Origin of the sequence: Stenotrophomonas sp. CFBP 13718 (assembly GCF_014842145.1) — a bacterium.
Lineage (GTDB): Bacteria > Pseudomonadota > Gammaproteobacteria > Xanthomonadales > Xanthomonadaceae > Stenotrophomonas.
This window is the reverse complement of the sequence record NZ_JACYVC010000005.1, coordinates 1-16,239: the sequence shown is the minus strand read 5'-3', so window position 1 is coordinate 16,239 and position 16,239 is coordinate 1. Positions and strand designations below refer to the sequence as shown.

Annotated in this window: 14 protein-coding genes; 8 read left to right on the top strand and 6 right to left on the bottom strand. The window is 66.9% G+C overall.

The window, feature by feature from the left end; genetic code table 11:
• Positions 1 to 21: 21 nt before the first annotated feature.
• The gene (locus IFT58_RS09620) at positions 22 to 198 is read left to right on the top strand and encodes a hypothetical protein (RefSeq protein ID WP_192081378.1); all 177 of its coding nucleotides are present in this window, start codon (positions 22 to 24) and stop codon (positions 196 to 198) included.
• Between the two features lie 428 nt (positions 199 to 626).
• Here the strand turns inward: IFT58_RS09620 and IFT58_RS09615 are convergent, their stop codons facing one another.
• Together IFT58_RS09615 and IFT58_RS09610 are read right to left on the bottom strand one after the other, a co-directional pair.
• Positions 627 to 1,250 (bottom strand): rhomboid family intramembrane serine protease, encoded by a 624-nt coding sequence (locus tag IFT58_RS09615; RefSeq protein ID WP_192094569.1) that lies wholly within the window; start codon positions 1,248 to 1,250, stop codon positions 627 to 629.
• 7 nt (positions 1,251 to 1,257) lie between these two features.
• Positions 1,258 to 2,820, bottom strand: coding sequence for an oligopeptide:H+ symporter (locus tag IFT58_RS09610; RefSeq protein ID WP_192094568.1), 1,563 nt, complete (start codon positions 2,818 to 2,820; stop codon positions 1,258 to 1,260).
• A gap of 164 nt (positions 2,821 to 2,984) precedes the next feature.
• Between IFT58_RS09610 and IFT58_RS09605 the strand changes: the two genes are divergently transcribed.
• A complete protein-coding gene (locus tag IFT58_RS09605; protein WP_192094567.1) occupies positions 2,985 to 3,794 on the top strand; it encodes an endonuclease/exonuclease/phosphatase family protein in 810 nt (269 codons plus the stop codon).
• A gap of 90 nt (positions 3,795 to 3,884) precedes the next feature.
• Here IFT58_RS09605 and IFT58_RS09600 read toward each other — a convergent pair whose 3' ends face one another.
• Positions 3,885 to 4,496, bottom strand: a complete 612-nt coding sequence (locus IFT58_RS09600) for a superoxide dismutase (protein WP_188326852.1) — start codon at positions 4,494 to 4,496, stop codon at positions 3,885 to 3,887.
• 202 nt (positions 4,497 to 4,698) lie between these two features.
• Between IFT58_RS09600 and IFT58_RS09595 the strand changes: the two genes are divergently transcribed.
• Positions 4,699 to 5,157, top strand: a complete 459-nt coding sequence (locus IFT58_RS09595) for a ribonuclease domain-containing protein (RefSeq protein ID WP_192094566.1) — start codon at positions 4,699 to 4,701, stop codon at positions 5,155 to 5,157.
• The gene (locus IFT58_RS09590) at positions 5,154 to 5,585 is read left to right on the top strand and encodes a barstar family protein (RefSeq protein WP_192081383.1); all 432 of its coding nucleotides are present in this window, start codon (positions 5,154 to 5,156) and stop codon (positions 5,583 to 5,585) included. Before IFT58_RS09595 ends, IFT58_RS09590 begins: the two co-directional genes overlap by 4 nt.
• Before the next feature lie 987 nt (positions 5,586 to 6,572).
• Here IFT58_RS09590 and IFT58_RS09585 read toward each other — a convergent pair.
• Together IFT58_RS09585 and IFT58_RS09580 are read right to left on the bottom strand one after the other, a co-directional pair.
• The gene (locus tag IFT58_RS09585) at positions 6,573 to 8,324 is read right to left on the bottom strand and encodes a hypothetical protein (RefSeq protein WP_197974588.1); all 1,752 of its coding nucleotides are present in this window, start codon (positions 8,322 to 8,324) and stop codon (positions 6,573 to 6,575) included.
• A 34-nt stretch (positions 8,325 to 8,358) separates the two neighbouring features.
• Positions 8,359 to 8,958: an NfuA family Fe-S biogenesis protein gene (locus tag IFT58_RS09580; RefSeq protein WP_188326848.1), complete on the bottom strand. Its 600-nt coding sequence runs from the start codon at positions 8,956 to 8,958 to the stop codon at positions 8,359 to 8,361.
• 107 nt (positions 8,959 to 9,065) lie between these two features.
• Here IFT58_RS09580 and IFT58_RS09575 point away from each other — a divergent pair, with 107 nt between their 5' ends.
• From IFT58_RS09575 to zupT, 3 genes are all read left to right on the top strand, one after another.
• Entirely contained in the window at positions 9,066 to 9,407 is a 342-nt protein-coding gene (locus IFT58_RS09575; protein ID WP_188326847.1) for a 4a-hydroxytetrahydrobiopterin dehydratase, read from the top strand.
• Positions 9,408 to 9,412: 5 nt separating this feature from the next.
• The gene (locus IFT58_RS09570; RefSeq protein ID WP_192094564.1) at positions 9,413 to 9,838 is read left to right on the top strand and encodes an energy transducer TonB; all 426 of its coding nucleotides are present in this window, start codon (positions 9,413 to 9,415) and stop codon (positions 9,836 to 9,838) included.
• Positions 9,839 to 9,938: 100 nt separating this feature from the next.
• Positions 9,939 to 10,748 (top strand): zinc transporter ZupT, encoded by an 810-nt coding sequence (gene zupT, locus IFT58_RS09565; protein WP_188326845.1) that lies wholly within the window; start codon positions 9,939 to 9,941, stop codon positions 10,746 to 10,748.
• A 535-nt stretch (positions 10,749 to 11,283) separates the two neighbouring features.
• Here zupT and IFT58_RS09560 read toward each other — a convergent pair.
• Complete coding sequence (locus IFT58_RS09560; RefSeq protein ID WP_188326844.1) at positions 11,284 to 12,258, bottom strand: RluA family pseudouridine synthase; 975 nt, start codon at positions 12,256 to 12,258, stop codon at positions 11,284 to 11,286.
• A 406-nt stretch (positions 12,259 to 12,664) separates the two neighbouring features.
• On the opposite strand from IFT58_RS09560, the gene IFT58_RS09555 reads away from it, so the two are divergent.
• The gene (locus IFT58_RS09555; protein ID WP_192094563.1) at positions 12,665 to 16,114 is read left to right on the top strand and encodes an Rne/Rng family ribonuclease; all 3,450 of its coding nucleotides are present in this window, start codon (positions 12,665 to 12,667) and stop codon (positions 16,112 to 16,114) included.
• Positions 16,115 to 16,239 lie beyond the last annotated feature (125 nt).

Sequence of the window (16,239 nt, the reverse complement as noted above, 5' to 3'; positions counted from 1 at the left end):
CCCCGTACCAAGGAGGTTCTGATGCGCCACTCCCCCACCCCGGCCCCCGACGGAACAGCCAGCGATGCCACCCTGCTGGAAGGGCTGCTGCAACTCGCCGTGGAAGGCCATACCGACGACCGTCAGTTCCAGCAGATCGGCGAGGAAGTCTTCACCCGCCTGTTGGATACCTATGGCGTAGACACCGCCTCACGGTAACCGCCAGACCCCTAGGGTAGAGCCGACTTCAGTCGGCTGACGTTGCACGCGCTCCGCCCTGGTAGAGCCGACTTCAGTCGGCTGACGTTGCACGCGCTCCGCCCTGGTAGAGCCGACTTCATTCGGCTGACGTTGCACGCGCCCTGCCCAGGTAGCCGACTTCAGTCGGCTGACGTTGCACGCGCCCTGCCTTGGTAGAGCCGACTTCAGTCGGCTGACGTTGCACGCGCCCTGCCCTGGTAGAGCCGACTTCAGTCGGCTGATGTTGCACGCGCTCCGCCCAGCCGACTGAAGTCGGCTCTACCGCTGTTTCCTGCCCAGCCGACTGAAGTCGGCTCTACCGCTGGTTTATCCGCCCAGCCGACTGAAGTCGGCTCTACCGCTGTTTCCTGCGCAGTCGACTGAAGTCGGCTCTACCCGCACGCGTGTCAGCCGACGAGGCCGAAGCGCGGGTTCGCCAGCTCGGTCAGGAAGTGGTTGAAGATGCTGGGCTGCATCGCGAGCATGAACAGCACGCCGAACGCGGCGCCGGCCAAGTGGGCACTGTGGTTGACCTGATCGCCACCGCGCTTGTCCATCCAGATGCTGTAGCCGACATAGAAGACCGCGTAGAGGATCGCCGGTGCCGGGATGAAGAACACGAAGATGCGCGTCCACGGGCTGAGCAGGATGAAGGCGAACAGCACCGCCGACACCGCGCCCGATGCACCCAGGCTCAGGTAGTTCGGGTTCTTCTGGTTCTTGATGTAGCTCGGCAGGATGGAGATCACCAGCGCACCCAGATAGAACGCCGGATACGTCAGATAGCTGCCTGACAACCGCACCATCAAGCCTTCGATCTGACCACCAAAGAAGAACAACGTGATCATGTTGAAGATCAGATGCGGCCAGTCCGCATGCAGGAAGCCATACGTGATCAGGCGGTCGTACTGACGATGACGGTCCACCGCCGGCGGCCACAGGATCAGCCGGTCCGTCAGCTTGCGGTTGTTGAATGCCATCCAGGACACGATGACGGTGATGGCGATCAGGAGAAGATTTACGGGCGTCATGTCAGGCTCAGGCAGCGCGGTAGTTGTCGACCATGCGGTAACGGCGTGCATACCAGCCGAAGACCAGTGCCGCCACGAACGCAAAGCCGGCGAAGAAGAACATCAGGAAAGCGGCTTCGCTCAACCCCGTGCTGGCAATCCGATGGGTCACCGTATCGTTGCGCACTGCGGCGTTGGACAGCAGCACCCACAGGTTGCCGATCGTCGTGGTCAGGTTCCAGAAGCTCATCACCACGCCCTTCATCGCCTGCGGGGCCTGGCTGTAGGCGAACTCCAGGCCGGTGGCCGAGACCAGCACTTCGCCGAAGGTCAACAGCGCATACGGCAGCATCTGCCAGAAGATGGACATCGCGTTGCCGCCGTCCATCACCACCTGGATGCCACCCACCACGATCCACGCCAGCCCACTGAAGGCGATGCCCACGGTCATCCGGCGCAGCGCGGTCGGCTCGAAACCGAAGCGACGCAGTGCCGGGTACAGCACCAGATTGTTGAACGGGATCAGTATCATCACCAGCAGCGGATTCAACGCCTGCATCTGCGAGGCGGTGAACCAGCTCGGCATCTCCATCTGCTGCCCCTGCAGCACCCACGTGGATGCTTTCTGGTCGAACAGCGAGAAGAACGGCGTGGTCAGCGCGAAGATCACCAGCACGCGCAGAACCGAGCGCACGCCCTCCACCGCCTCGGCCGGATGTACGCTGCGTGCGCGATCCAGCTGCATCCACGTACCGCCGCCGATGCCGGCCAGGATGGCCACCAGCGCCAGGCACAGGCAGATCACGATGCCCAGCGATCCCACCAGGCCGAACGAGGCGACCGCGAGCACGATGCCGGCCACCGCAATGGCCAGGCCGGGGCGACCGCGGCCCGGTACGCGCGCGGTCAGTGCCGTGCGCACCACGTTGGAGAAGGAATGCGGGTCCTTCGGCGGCAGCGGGGTCAACACGTAGCGCTTGCGCCCCAGCCAGAACACGAAGGTCGCGATGAACATCAGGATGCCGGGGATGCCGAAGGCCCACTGCGGGCCCCAGTTCTTCAGCACCAACGGAATCAGCAGCGAGGCGAACAGCGAGCCGAAGTTGATGATCCAGTAGAAGGCATCGAACACCAGTTTCGCCAGGTGCTTGTTGCTCTGGTCGAACTGGTCGCCCATGAACGAAGCGACCAGCGGCTTGATGCCACCGGCACCGAGCGCGATCAACCCAAGCCCGAAGAAGAAGCCTTCGCGGCTGCCTTCAAACAGCGCCAGGCACAGGTGCCCCAGGCAGTAGATGAGGCTGAACCACAGAATGGTGTGGTACTTGCCGAAGAACTTGTCGGCCAGCCAGCCACCGAGCAGCGGGAAGAAATACACGCCGATCATGAAGCTGTGCATGATGTCTTTGGCCTCACCGGCGCGCCCTTCCGCGGTGAGCTCCTGCAGCAGCAGCGAGGTGATGAGGAACTGCACGAGGATGTTGCGCATCCCGTAGAAACTGAACCGTTCGCAGGCCTCGTTGCCGATGATGTAGGGAATCTGGCGCGGCATGGTGCCCTTGCCGGCGGGGGCGGCTGCGTTATGGCTCATCCTGTGATGCTTTCCTGCGGACACGAAAGCGCCAAGGTTACCGGAATGGGCCAGCCCTGCGCACGCTGCAGGGCTGCATGACACGCGAATGGAAGCGTGGCAGGCGCAGCTATGGTAGATCCGGGGTCACGATACCTGCACGGCACAAGCGTAAACTTATCGTTATGCGCGCCCTGCCCTCCCCTGTGTTGCTCTGCCTTGGCCTTCTGCTGACTCCGTTGGCATTACCTGCGCAGCCTGCCGCGTCCGCGCCGGTTCCCGAGCTCACTGTGGCGACCCTGCATCTTCCCGCACAGGATGATCCGGCCTGGCTGGCGCGCCGGGAGGCCATCGCGCAGTTGCTGTCCACGCTGCGGCCGGATGTCATCTCGGTACAACAGGTACTGCAGGAGGGTCGACGCAATCCGGCCTGCTGGTTGGCCAGCCGCCTGCGTTACAGCTGCGATTTCATTACCGCCGATCCGCCCAGCCAAGCAGAACGCCATGGCAGTGCCCTGCTCAGCCGCCTGCGGGTCGAAGAAGACGGGGTGACCCTGCTGCATCCGCCGGGGCCCTACAGCGCGGCCGGCATGATGCGGGTGGCACTGGGCGAGACCCAGGTCAACATCTATGCGGCGCGGCTGCGTACGGATCCGGACTCGGCCGCCAACCGGCAGCACCAGGCCAACGACCTGATGGCCTGGATCGCGGCCACGGCGGAAGGACATCCGAGCCTGATCGTGGGCGACTTCGGCGCAGGCAGCAGTGAAGTGGTGCGGGGTATGCCCGGATTCCAGCCCTCGCGGCGAAATCCGTCCGCGCATCCGGACAGAAACAATGGCAGCCAAGGCAGCCATGGCCTGGATGTGTTGTTCCAGGTGAAGTCGTTCAGCGGCCGGCGTCAACAACGCGTCGACTTGGCCGCGGAAGGCGAGCAGCCCCTGTTGCCGCTGGGCGTCATGGCAGTGCTGAGGCTGCAGAGTCCGGCAGGCTGATGCACCGGCAGTGACCCTCGCTGCCCCACAAGCAACAAAAAAGGGCCGCGCATCGCTGCACGGCCCCTGCGTTTCACCCAGCAACTGCGATCAGGCGATCGCGGCCTGGTAACGGCGCTCGACTTCGTTCCAGTCGATGACGTTGAAGAACGCGCCGATGTAATCCGGGCGACGGTTCTGGTACTTCAGGTAGTACGCGTGTTCCCACACGTCCAGGCCCAGGATCGGCGTGTTGCCTTCCATCAGCGGGCTGTCCTGGTTGCCGGTGCTTTCCACCACGACCTTCTTGTCCGGGGTGACGCTCAGCCACGCCCAGCCGCTGCCGAAACGGGTCAGCGCGGCCTTGGTGAAGGCGTCCTTGAACTTGTCGAAACCACCGACATCGGCGTCGATCGCCTTGGCCACGTCGCCCACCGGATTGCCACCGGCATTGGGGGCCATCACGGTCCAGAACAGCGAGTGGTTGGCATGGCCGCCGCCGTTGTTGCGCACCGGCCCCTGCAGGTTTTCCGGCAGCGACTTCAGCTTCTTCACCAGCTCTTCAACCGGCAGATCGGCGAACTCGGTGCCTTCCAACGCGGCGTTGACGTTGTTGATGTAGGTCTGGTGATGCTTGGTGTGGTGGATTTCCATGGTGGCCGCATCGATATGCGGTTCCAGGGCATCGTAGGCGTAGGACAGCTTGGGCAGGGTGTAGGCCATGGTGCATCTCCTTGTAACTTGGGGACCCGGCGACTGCCGGGCGGTGCGCAGTAAAGGATGGGGACAGGCGTGAAGATTACCAAGTGGGATGTAAAGGAAACTTCGTCCTGCAGGTGACCGTGGTGCGACAGCCGCCGTCTCATCCCCGGTGCAGCGGACAGACGCTACGATATTCCCCTTCCTCCCTTTCTCCGTCGCCACCATGCGCAACCCCCGGCTGTTGATCACCGCCATCGGCCTGCTGCTGCTGGGCCTGATCGGCAATCACTACCTGCAGCGCCCGGCCAAGCCGCAGTTCGCGCCCTCCTTGTCGGCGCCTGGCGCACCGGCCGCCTCCGATGCAAAAGCGAGTGGCAGTACGCACGACGCGTTGCCGTCGTTCCTGCCGCGCGAGGCGCGGGACACCATCGCGCTGATCCAGCGCGGAGGCCCCTACCCGCATGCGCAGGATGGCAGCACCTTCGGCAACCGCGAGCAGCAGTTGCCGCAGCGTCCGCGCGGCTATTACCGCGAGTACACGGTGCGCACGCCTGGCGCCTCGAACCGTGGCGCGCGCCGCATCATCACCGGCGGTGATCCGCCAGACGGCTGGTATTACACCAGCGACCACTACGCGTCGTTCCGCAGCTTCAGCGTCCCGGCGCGGGAGACCACACGATGAGCCAGGATGCATTCGGTCTCGGCCTGCACGACATCAACAATGCCGGCGTCTATGCGATTGCCGAAGGCGACGAAGCGGCACTGGCTGCGGCGATGCGCGATGCCGGGTTGCAGGTGCGCCGCATCGATCTGCAGGGTGTGGCAGACAAGCGCACGTTGCTGGCGCGGCTGTCGGCGCAGCTGGATTTCCCGGCCGGCTTCGGTGGCAACTGGGATGCGCTGGCGGACAACCTGCGTGACCTGCAGTGGTTGCGCTCGAAAACGGGCCATGCCCTGTTCTTCGACCGCATCGACGCACTGCGCGCACAGGACAGTAAAAGCTTCGACACGTTGCTGGATATCCTGGACGAGGCCAGCCAGTTCTGGCTGGGGCAGGATGTGCCGATGTGGGTGTTTCTTTCCGCCGCGCCGGATCCCAACGCCGGGTGACGGCACCCGCGTGTGCGTCGGTAGCGCCGAGCCGTGCTCGGCGGAACAGCAAAGGCGCCGCGCTGCGCGCTCGCCGAGCGTGGCTCGGCGCCACACCGACCCCGATCACCGCCACCCGATAACGGCACCCGCGTGTGCTCCGGTAGCGCCGAGCCGTGCTCGGCGGAACAACCAAGGCGCCGCGCTGCGCGCTCGCCGAGCGTGGCTCGGCGCCACACCGACCCCGGTCCCGCCACCCGATAACGGCACCCGCGTGTGCCTCGGTAGCGCCGAGCCGTGCTTGGCGGAACAGCAAAGGCGCCGCGCTGCGCGCTCGCCGAGCGTGGCTCGGCGCCACACCGACCCCGATCACCGCCACCCGATAACGGCACCCGCGTGTGCTCCGGTAGCGCCGAGCCGTGCTCGGCGGAACAACCAAGGCGCCGCGCTGCGCGCTCGCCGAGCGTGGCTCGGCGCTACACCGGCCTCGGCCCCGCCGCCCGATGACGGCAACCGCGTGTGCGTCGGTAGCACCGAGCCGTGCTCGGCGGAACAACCAAGGCGCCGCGCTGCGCGCTCGCCGAGCGTGGCTCGGCGCCACACCGACCCCGGTCCCGCCACCCGATAACGGCACCCGCGTGTGCCTCGGTAGCGCCGAGCCGTGCTTGGCGGAACAGCAAAGGCGCCGCGCTGCGCGCTCGCCGAGCGTGGCTCGGCGCCACACCGACCCCGATCACCGCCACCCGATAACGGCAACCGCGTGTGCGCCGGTAGCGCCGAGCCGTGCTCGGCGGAACAGCGAAGGCGCCGCGCTGCGCGCTCGCCGAGCATGGCTCGGCGCTACACCGGCCCCGGTCCCGCCACCCGATATCGGCACCCGCGTGTGCTCCGGTAGCGCCGAGCCGTGCTCGGCGGACCAACCAAGGCGCCGCGCTGCGCGCTCGCCGAGCGTGGCTCGGCGCTACACCGGCCCGATCACCGTAGTCAGGTAGTGACGGCCGCTGGCCGTCAGCGGCTGCCGTTGTCTTCCTGCAGCTCTTTCTTGAACGGGATATCCGGCGGCGGGCGGGCGATGGCGGGCTGCTCCTGCATGTTCGGATCGTTCAGGCCGCAGCCGCCACCGAACTGCAGCACCGAGATGACGCACGATATCTTCGTGCTCGTGCCGGGAATCGGGATCTCCACCGATTGCACCCCCTTGCGTACCCACTCCGCCAACAACGATTCCTGCGGCACCCAGTACTTATCGAACGAGGTCGGCGTGTAATCGTACGGCGGCCGTTTCAGCCACGTACCAGAGGCGGCGATGCGCTCTCGCGACCAGCCGTCGCTGTCACCGCCCGGCGCGCCACGTTCACTTTCGCCCTTGCCGTCCTGGCCCGGCACGCGGGTGCTGCCATCGGCGTTGAACAGACCGTCGCCCTTGCCGGCCGCGCGGCCCGCCTGCGCGCCCGCTGGAGCACCGGCCTGGTTGCGATTGGACGCGCCCCAGTCATCGCCGCGCGCCGGTGTCGCCCAGTTGCCCGGCGTCGGGCTGGGCTGAGCGCCAGCGCGCGCCGGCGCAGCGGCAGCACGGTCACCCGTGCGCTGCTGTGCAGCGGTCTGGGAGGCGGCATTCGATGACGACGACGAGGAGGCGGATGACGCGGCAGGCGATGGGCGCGACGGGGACGGCGCCACTGCGTTGGCCACACTGCGCTCGCGCACCGCAGCCACAGCGGCGGGGCGCGGCTGCACCACCGGCTCATTGCCCTTCAGCGTCGGCAGCGTGATGGTTGGTGCCGTCACCGTCGTGACCTCGCGCTCGCGCACAGGGGCAGGCTCACGCATCGGCACGCGAACGGTCACCTCGGCCGGTGCAACACGCACGGGCGTCGGTGCCTGTACCGGCAGCGTCACTTCCCGCTCGCGCACCTCCGGGACGGTGCGGGTCACCGGTCGCGGGCGCACCTCGGTCGTCACCGTGGGCACGGCAGGCGTGGGCACGGACAGTGGCCGCACCTCGCGCTCGCGCACCGTCGGCGCGACCTCGCGCGGTACGACCGTGACCTCGGTACGCGGCACAGTGACCGGCGGCACGATGAAATCGGTTGTCGGCTCGACCACCGTGGTGGCCTGCACCGGGGGAGCGGGATCGGCCGGCACAGGCGGAGCGGGCGCAGGCTGTGGCGGCAACGGTTGCGTCTCGGCCGGCGATGCTGCCGAAGCAGACGCCGGGGCGGTCTCGGCCGGCGGCGGGGACGCATCGGCGGCAGCGTTCGAAGCAGGCGACGGCTCAGCCGCGGCCTGCGCTGCGCTGGCGGCGGCGGCCACAGCGGGATCGCCACCCGGCTGGTCTCCTCCGCCCTCCTGCGCGCCCTGCCCGACGAACTCGACCTGCACGCGCTCGCCATCACCGCCCTGTGTTTCAGGCGTAGGCGACCGCACCAGCGCGACCCACAGCAGCAGGAATGCGAAGAGCAGATGCAGCAGGACACTGACGGCCGCCGAGGTCCAGCGCATCCAGCGCTGGTCGCGGGGTGCCGGTTCCCATTGCTGCCACGCCAGCCGACGCAGGGCCGTCCACGCACCGAGTTGCGGCAACCGGCCGGGCGATGCCGGCAGCGGGCGTGGTACCAGGACGGCGACAATCTCGCGTGCATGCAGCGGATGCGGCAACGGAGACAACGCACGGAACCAGATCGCCCAGCCATAAGGCAGGCGGGTCTTTTTCTCCAGGATGGGCGGCTCCTGCTGGCGTGCCAGCAGGGCGTCGATCAACTGTGTCGCCCGGGCTGACGGCACGCAGCGGGCGTCAGGCGGCGTTGCCGCGGGGGATGTACGGCGCCTGGCCACTTTCGTGGTCGGTGGCGTCGCGCACTGCGGTGATGCCCGGCACGCGGCCCATCAACGTCTTTTCAATGCCCTGCTTCAGGGTGACATCGGCCATGCCGCAGCCCTGGCAACCGCCACCGAAACGCAGCAGGACGACCCCTTCGGCCGACACCTCCTGCACCGCGACCTTGCCACCATGCGAGGCAAGCTGCGGGTTGATCTCGTTCTCCACGACCCAGTGCACGCGTTCGACCAGGGAAGCCGCATCGCCGGGCGCTTCGCCCTTGATGCGCGGTGCCTTGATGGTCAGCTGCTGGCCGCCGGCCGCACCGGTGACGATGTCGATCTCCGCGCCATCCAGCCAGCCCACGCTGTCAGCGGCGACGTACAACGTAAAGCCATTACAGTCCACGGCCCACTCATCGCCCTGCAGGTCGCTGGGGTCAGCGAACTCCAAGCGCGCGTCGGCACGCGGCGTACCGGGATCGACCGCGCTCAACCGCACGCCCATTCCGGGCACGCCTTCGCGTTCGATCAATCGACTGAAATGGGTCTGGGCAGTGTCGGATATCTGGATCATCGGGCTATTCTAACCAAGTACCCTGTCAGGCGATCATTTCGCGCTCATTCGGTTTATACACCTGACCGCGCACTGTTCAGTCAACTTTTTCACACGTGGAGCGTCCCATGAACGACCTGGTCCCCTTGGCACAGGCCCACTGCATCCCGCGCCGCGGCAACGAACACCGTCTGGGCCAGGCCCGGGTGACGGAACTGCTGCCGCAGATCCCCGGGTGGGAACTGGTGGAGAACGGCCAGGCCCTGCAGCGCACGTTCCGTTTCAGCGATTACCACCGCACGATGGCCTTCGTGAACGCGCTTGCGTTCGTGGCCCACCGTGAAGACCACCACCCGGACCTGGGGGTTCATTACGACAGGGCCGTGGTGCGCTTCTCCACCCATGACGTGGGCGGCCTCAGCGAAAATGATTTCATCTGCGCCGCCAAAGCATCGGCCCTGACGGAGTGAGCCCCATGAAACTGCGCCTGTTGATCGTCCCCTTGACCACCGCGGCGCTGTTGGCAGCGTGTGGTGGCACCGGCACCGCGGATGCGCCGGCTGCACCCCGTACGCCCCCGACGGAGGTGGCCGCGGTGAAGACCCCGCCGCCGCAATACCCCATCGAGCTGGCCTGCACCGGCGTCGGTGGCACCAGCACGCTGAAGGTCGTCGTCGGCGTTGAAGGCAAACCGACCGAAGTGACCGTGCTGACCGGCAGCGGCAATGCGCAGCTGGATGAAAACGCACGCACCGCCGTGCTGGCGTGGCAGTTCAATGCGGCCAGCCGCAACGGCCAGAAGATACCGGCGACGATCCAGGTACCGGTCAGCTTCAACCCGCCCGAACCGCGCCCCACCGAATGCTTCGCGGTGGAAGAGCGCCTGCGCCGCGGCGGCTGACGTCCTTTCCTGACACCCAAGGCCAGCCAGCGCCCGCCTTCCCTGCCCATTGCGCCCCGCCTCTGCGGGGCGCGCACTCCCTGAAGGATCGCGCTGGCCCATGTTGCAGATTTCCACTGAAAACGTCTGGATGGCGCTGGGGGTCACCCTCGCCGCCGGATTGGCGACGGCCCTCGGCAGCCTCATGGTGCTGTTCGCCAAGCGGCCGAACCCCCGGCTGCTGGCATTCGGCCTGGCATTCGCCGGCGGTGCCATGGTGTATGTGTCGTTGTCGGAGATTCTCAACAAGTCCATCGACTCGTTCACCCAGGCCTACGACGCGCGACTGGGCTTCACCTTCGGCACGTTCGCCTTCCTGCTCGGCATCCTGCTGATCATGGGCATCGATCACCTGATCCCGAATCCGCACGAAAGCCTGGACAAGAAAGACCCGGCCTTTCGCGACGACAACAAGGCCTACATCAAGCGGGTCGGGCTGCTGACCGCCGTTGCGATCACCGCGCACAACTTTCCGGAAGGCCTTGCCACGTTCTTCGCGACGCTGGAAAGCCCCTCGGTCGGGATGCCGCTGGCCTTCGCCATCGCGATCCACAACATCCCGGAGGGCATCGCGATCGCGATCCCGGTGTACTTCGCCACACAGAACAAGTTCTATGCGTTCGCCGCGAGCCTGCTGTCCGGCCTGGCCGAGCCGATTGGCGCGGCCATCGGATATTTCCTGCTTTCCGGGTCACTCAACCACGCGACCTTCGGCTGGGTGTTCGGCCTGATCGCCGGTGTGATGGTGTTCCTGGCCTTGGACGAGCTGCTGCCGGCCGCGAAGCGCTACGCCAAGGGTCACGAAACGGTCTACGGGCTGGTGGCCGGCATGATGACGCTGGCGTTGAGCCTGGTGCTGTTCAAGTGGTGAGTGGGTAGTCGAACGGGTAAGACCCCCTCGCGGCGGGCTGCTGCGAAAAGCGGATTACGTGCTTGGGGCCGGGCGGTGGGGCGGGGCGGGGGACGGCAAGAGCCGCATCCATGCGGGCCTCGTTTCGTGCCATCCATGGCACTCAACGCCCCCGCCCCGCCCCACCGCCCGGCCCCCTGACACATTCCGTGGCCGCCAGCCGCGTAAGAAAAAAAGAAAAGCGGTAGCGCCGACCCATGGTCGGCGAGCGCAGCGGGCCGTTGGCGGGAACCGTCCGATGACGGCAAGCCGTCTGGTGGAGGGAGCCCCTGAGTCAGGGGCGGCCGCGAAGCGGCGGGGTGTGGGTGCTGGTGAGACGGGGCCCACGGTTTGCGAAGCAAAGCGTGGGAGCGGCAGCGCGAATGCGATGACGTGGACCCGTGCCGCGAAGCGGCGGGGTGTGGGTGCTGGTGAGACGGGGCCCGCGGTTTGCGCAGCAAAGCGTGGGAGCGGCAGCGCGAATGCGATCACGTGGACCCGCGCCGTTCGCTGATCCCTACTTCAGCCGATCCAGCGCCTCGACCAGCTCCTCGGCCAGCGGCGCAGTGAGCAGATAGGGCGTCTTACCCGCGTCCAGCGAGAACTCCAGCGACGCGGCGTGCAGGAACAGCCGCTTCAGCCCGATCTGCTCACGAAAGCGCTTGTTGACTGCAGGATCGCCGTACTTGTCGTCACCGGCTACCGAATGCCCGAGGTGCTGGGCGTGCACGCGGATCTGGTGGGTGCGGCCCGTCTCGATGCGCACCTCGCAATAAGAATGGCCACCGCGACGCTCAAGCACCTTGAAGTGGCTGATGGACTCCTTGCCGATCGCATTCACCTGCACGTGACGCTCCCCGCCCTGCCGCAGGCCGACGTGCAGCGGCGCATCCACGGTCATCGTGCCATCGGGCATGCGCCCGACCAGCAGGGTCAGGTACTTCTTGCGGATGCCCGCCCCATGGTCTTCCCGCAGCAGGGCCTGCAGCTCGCTCAGTGCCGAGCGCTTCTTGGCCACGATCAGCAGGCCGGAGGTGTCACGGTCCAGCCGGTGCACCAGCTCCAACGTCCTGCCCGGGCGCAGGGCCCGCAAGGTCTCGATGGCGCCGAAGCTGATCCCGCTGCCGCCGTGGCTGGCCACGCCCGACGGCTTGTTCAGTGCGAGCAGGCGCTCGTCCTCATAGACGATGGCCTGTTCCAGCCGCCGCATGAACGATTCCGGCGGACCGGTCTTGTCGCCCTCCTCGCTGAGATGAACCGGAGGGATGCGGATCACCTCACCGCCCTCCAGCTTGCGCTCGGCCTTGGCGCGGCCGCCGTTCACCCGCACCTGGCCGCTGCGGACGAGCTTGTAGACCAGGCTGCGCGGAGCGCCCTTCAGTTGTCCGAGCAGGAAATTGTCCAGCCGCTGTCCCGCCCGGTCATCGGGAACGGTGATCATGCGCACGGAAGGCTTGTCGGAATTGGGGCTTGCGGGGTCTTGAGCAGTCATCAGCCTGTTTATTCTGTTACACTCGGGCGGCGAGATAAGGGATTGATTTCGTTGGAAGTTACTCCAGGCCAGAAGCCTGTCTTCCGACGAATCCGGCACAGTGCGCGACCACCGCCCCCGGGGCGGCCATGTTAGCGGCTCATCGGCACTCCCGGCCATCGCCGATTGCCTGACACGTAATCGCGCTGAACATGTCCCGCGTGGCGCTCCAGTTTTGGCTGACAGCTGCCGCCGGTCCCGTACTACCAAAACCAGATAAGAAGAGCGCTCCCGCGGCCTGCCGTGGTGTCGTAGCGCTGGAAACCCGGGCCTCCCTCCCCGCGCCTGCGCGAATGGGCGGCCAGCCGTGTCCAGAGGCGAAACTCCATGGCGTTCCGCGCGGTAGCCGCTTGCGAGGAACGCAACAATGAAGCGAATGCTGATCAACGCTACGCAGGCTGAAGAGCTGCGCGTCGCCATCGTGGATGGCCAGTCGTTGTATGACATCGACATCGAGCAGCCGGCCAAGGAACAGAAGAAGTCCAACATCTACAAGGGCCGGATCTTCCGCATCGAGCCCTCGCTGGAAGCGGCTTTCGTTGAATACGGCGGTGGCCGTCATGGCTTCCTGCCGCTGAAGGAAATCTCCCGCGATTACTTCCAGGCCGGTGTGGACCACAACAAGGCCGGCATCAAGGAGCTCCTGCGCGAAGGCCAGGAAATCGTGGTGCAGATCGACAAGGATGAGCGCGGCAACAAGGGCGCCGCCCTGACCACGTTCATCTCGCTGGCCGGCCGCTACATGGTGCTGATGCCGAATTCGCCGAGCGCCGGTGGCGTGTCGCGTCGCATCGAAGGTGAAGACCGCGCCGCCCTGAAGGACGCGCTGGACAAGCTGAACATTCCCGACGAAATGGGCGTGATCATCCGTACCGCCGGCGTCGGCCGTGATGCCGAAGAGCTGCAGTGGGATCTGGATTACCTGCTGAACGTGTGGCGCGCCATTGCCGAAGCCGCACTGAGCAAGCCGGCCCCGTTCCTGATCTACCAGGAATCGCGCCTGATCGTGCGTGCCCTGCGCGATTACCTGCGTGCGGACATCGGCGAGATCCTGGTCGATACCGAAGAAATGTACGAGCACGCCCGCGAGTTCATGCAGCAGGTGATGCCGCAGACCCTGCGCAAGCTCAAGCATTACACCGACGACATCCCGCTGTTCAACCGCTTCCAGATCGAATCGCAGATCGAGGGCGCCTACGAGCGCAACGTGCGTCTGCCGTCGGGCGGATCGATCGTGGTCGACCAGACCGAAGCGCTGACCGCCATCGACGTCAACTCCTCGCGCGCCACCAAGGGCAGCGATATCGAGGACACCGCGTTCCAGACCAATCTGGAAGCGGCTGACGAAGCGGCCCGCCAGTTGCGCCTGCGCGACCTGGGCGGCCTGGTCGTGATCGACTTCATCGACATGTCGTCCAACAAGCACCAGCGCGAGGTCGAGAACCGCCTGGCGCAGGCCCTGAAGTACGACCGTGCCCGCGTGCAGGTCGGGCGCATCTCGCGCTTCGGCCTGCTGGAAATGAGCCGCCAGCGCCTGCGTCCGAGCCTGGGCGAATCCAGCCAGCTGGTCTGCCCGCAGTGCGACGGCCATGGCCGCATGCGCAGCGTCGAATCGCTGTCGCTGTCGATCATCCGCGTCGCCGAAGAGCACGCGATGAAGGAGAACACCGGACAGGTGCTGGTCCAGGCCCCGGTGGAAATCGCCAACTACCTGCTCAACGAAAAGCGCAGCGCATTGCGTGAGATCGAGGCGCGTCACGAAGCCCCGATCGTGATCGTCGCCGACGAGCAGCTGCACACGCCGCACTACACCGTCACCCGCCTGCGTGAGAACGAGCTGGGTGAAGAAAGCGGCAAGCCGAGCTACCAGCGCGGCACCCCGCGCAAGCTGCCGGTGCATGCCCTGACCAAGGGCCAGCTGAACATCCCGCCGCCGGCCGTGACCCAGGTGCAGCACAACTCGCCCGCCCCGATCCGCGACGAAGCCGCACCGCAGCCGACCCCCGCGCCCGTCGCGGCTCCGGTTGCTGTCGCACCGGCCGCTACCGGCGGTGTGGTCGGCTGGTTCAAGCGCATCTTCGGTGGTGAACCGGCCGCCGCGCCGGCGCCGGCACCGGCCGCGCGCTCGAACGGCAACGACAGTGGCCGCAAGGACCGCAGCGGCAAGGATCGCAACGGCAAGGACCGCAAGGACCGCCGTGATGAAGGTCGCAACGGAGCGGCAGCCGGCAACGCTGCTGCACCGGGCCAGGGTCGCAACAAGGACCGTGGCGAGCGCGGTGAACGTGCCGAACGCGGCGAACGCCGCCAGGGCAACGCACAGGGTGGCAATGCACAGGTCGCCGCCCAGCCGGTTGCCGGAAACGGTAACGGCAATGGCCAGCAGCAGCCCAAGCAGCGCCAAGAACAGGGCAAGCCGCGTGGCGAACGCAGCGAGCAGGCCGCAGGCCAGGCGCCCGCACAGGGCCAGCAGCAGCCGAAGGTGAAGCAGCCGCGCCAGCCGCGTCAGCAGGATGGCGAGCGTGCCAATGGCGAGAAGCCGCAGCGTGATGCGGCCGAGCAGATCGACACGGCCGCCATCGCCGCCACCGTTGCGACCGCGACGGCAGGCGTTGCTGCCGCATCGACTGCCGCCGACCCGTCCAGGCAGGACGTGGCGGCAACGCCGGTCATGCCGGCCGCACAGGACATTGCTGCGGTTTCCCATGCTGTTGCCGACAACGCAGCGGACACGGACGAAACCAACACGGTCACCCAGGCCGACGGCGAACTGCCGCCCGCCGGTGATGAAGGTGCAGGCGAAGGCGGCTCGCGTCGTCGTCGTGGCCGTCGTGGTGGTCGTCGCCGTCGTCGTGGCAATGCCGAAGGCACCGCCACCGATTCGCTCGGCCAGGATGATGCGGACGAGGATGACAACGAGGACGGTGACGTCGCCCAGGGCGCTGAGGCGCAGGACGGCGATTCGGCCGAACCGCGTGCACCCAGGTCGTCGCGTCCGCAGCCGGAGTTCGACTTCGATGACGAAGGCGATGCGCCTGCGCCGGCCGAGCGCGAGAAGCGTGCGGCTGCGGTGATGACCACGGCGGCGATCGTGCCGGTCGCGGCCAGCCCGGCAGCCAGCAGCGCACCGGTCGCCTTCGTGGCTCCGGCCGCGCCGAAGGTCGAGGCGCCGAAGGAAGTAGCACCGAAGGCTGAACTGCCCAAGGTCGAGACGCCGATCGTTGCCGCAGCTCCGATGGCCCCGCCCGTCGCGGCCGTCGAGGCACCGAAGGTCGAAACGCCGGTCGAGGCTCCGAAGGTGGAGGCTCCGAAGGTTGAGGCTCCGAAGGTCGAGGCCCCGAAGGTTGAGGCCAGCAAGGTTGACGCCCCGGTGGCTGCTGCGACGCCGGCAGCTGCTACCGACACCGCCCCGACCTGGCAGCCGGCACCGTCGGCTCCCGCCCACGTGCCTGCCGCCGAACCGGAAGCCGTCAAGCCTTCGCCGGTGGCATCGCCTGCCCCGGTGCAGACCACCATGCTCGACGCGGTGAACGCACCTGCCGCCCGTGCGCCGGTGGCTGCACAGGAAGCTGCCGCGGTTGCACGTCCGGTCGCCAGCACGCCGGCCGTCCAGCCGACGGTTGAGCCGGCTGCGGATCCGCTGCCTGCAGCGGTCGCCACCCCGGCCGTGGTCGAAGCCGTTGCGGCTGCCGAACCGGCGATCCTGGCCGGCGGCACCGACGCCGCCGAGCAGGCCGCGATCGTCAGCCAGACCAACGCACGGGCTGCCGACGCGGATGAAGAGAAGGCCAAGCCGGACAATCTGCCCCAGGGCTGATCTCCAGCGGTGACGCAAACGAAAACAGCGGCCTTCGGGCCGCTGTTTTTTTGTGGCCGGCGCAGCCGATATCCCCGGTAGCAACTGTGTTGTCAGGCGGAGGCCATCATGGCCTCCGCGTCGCG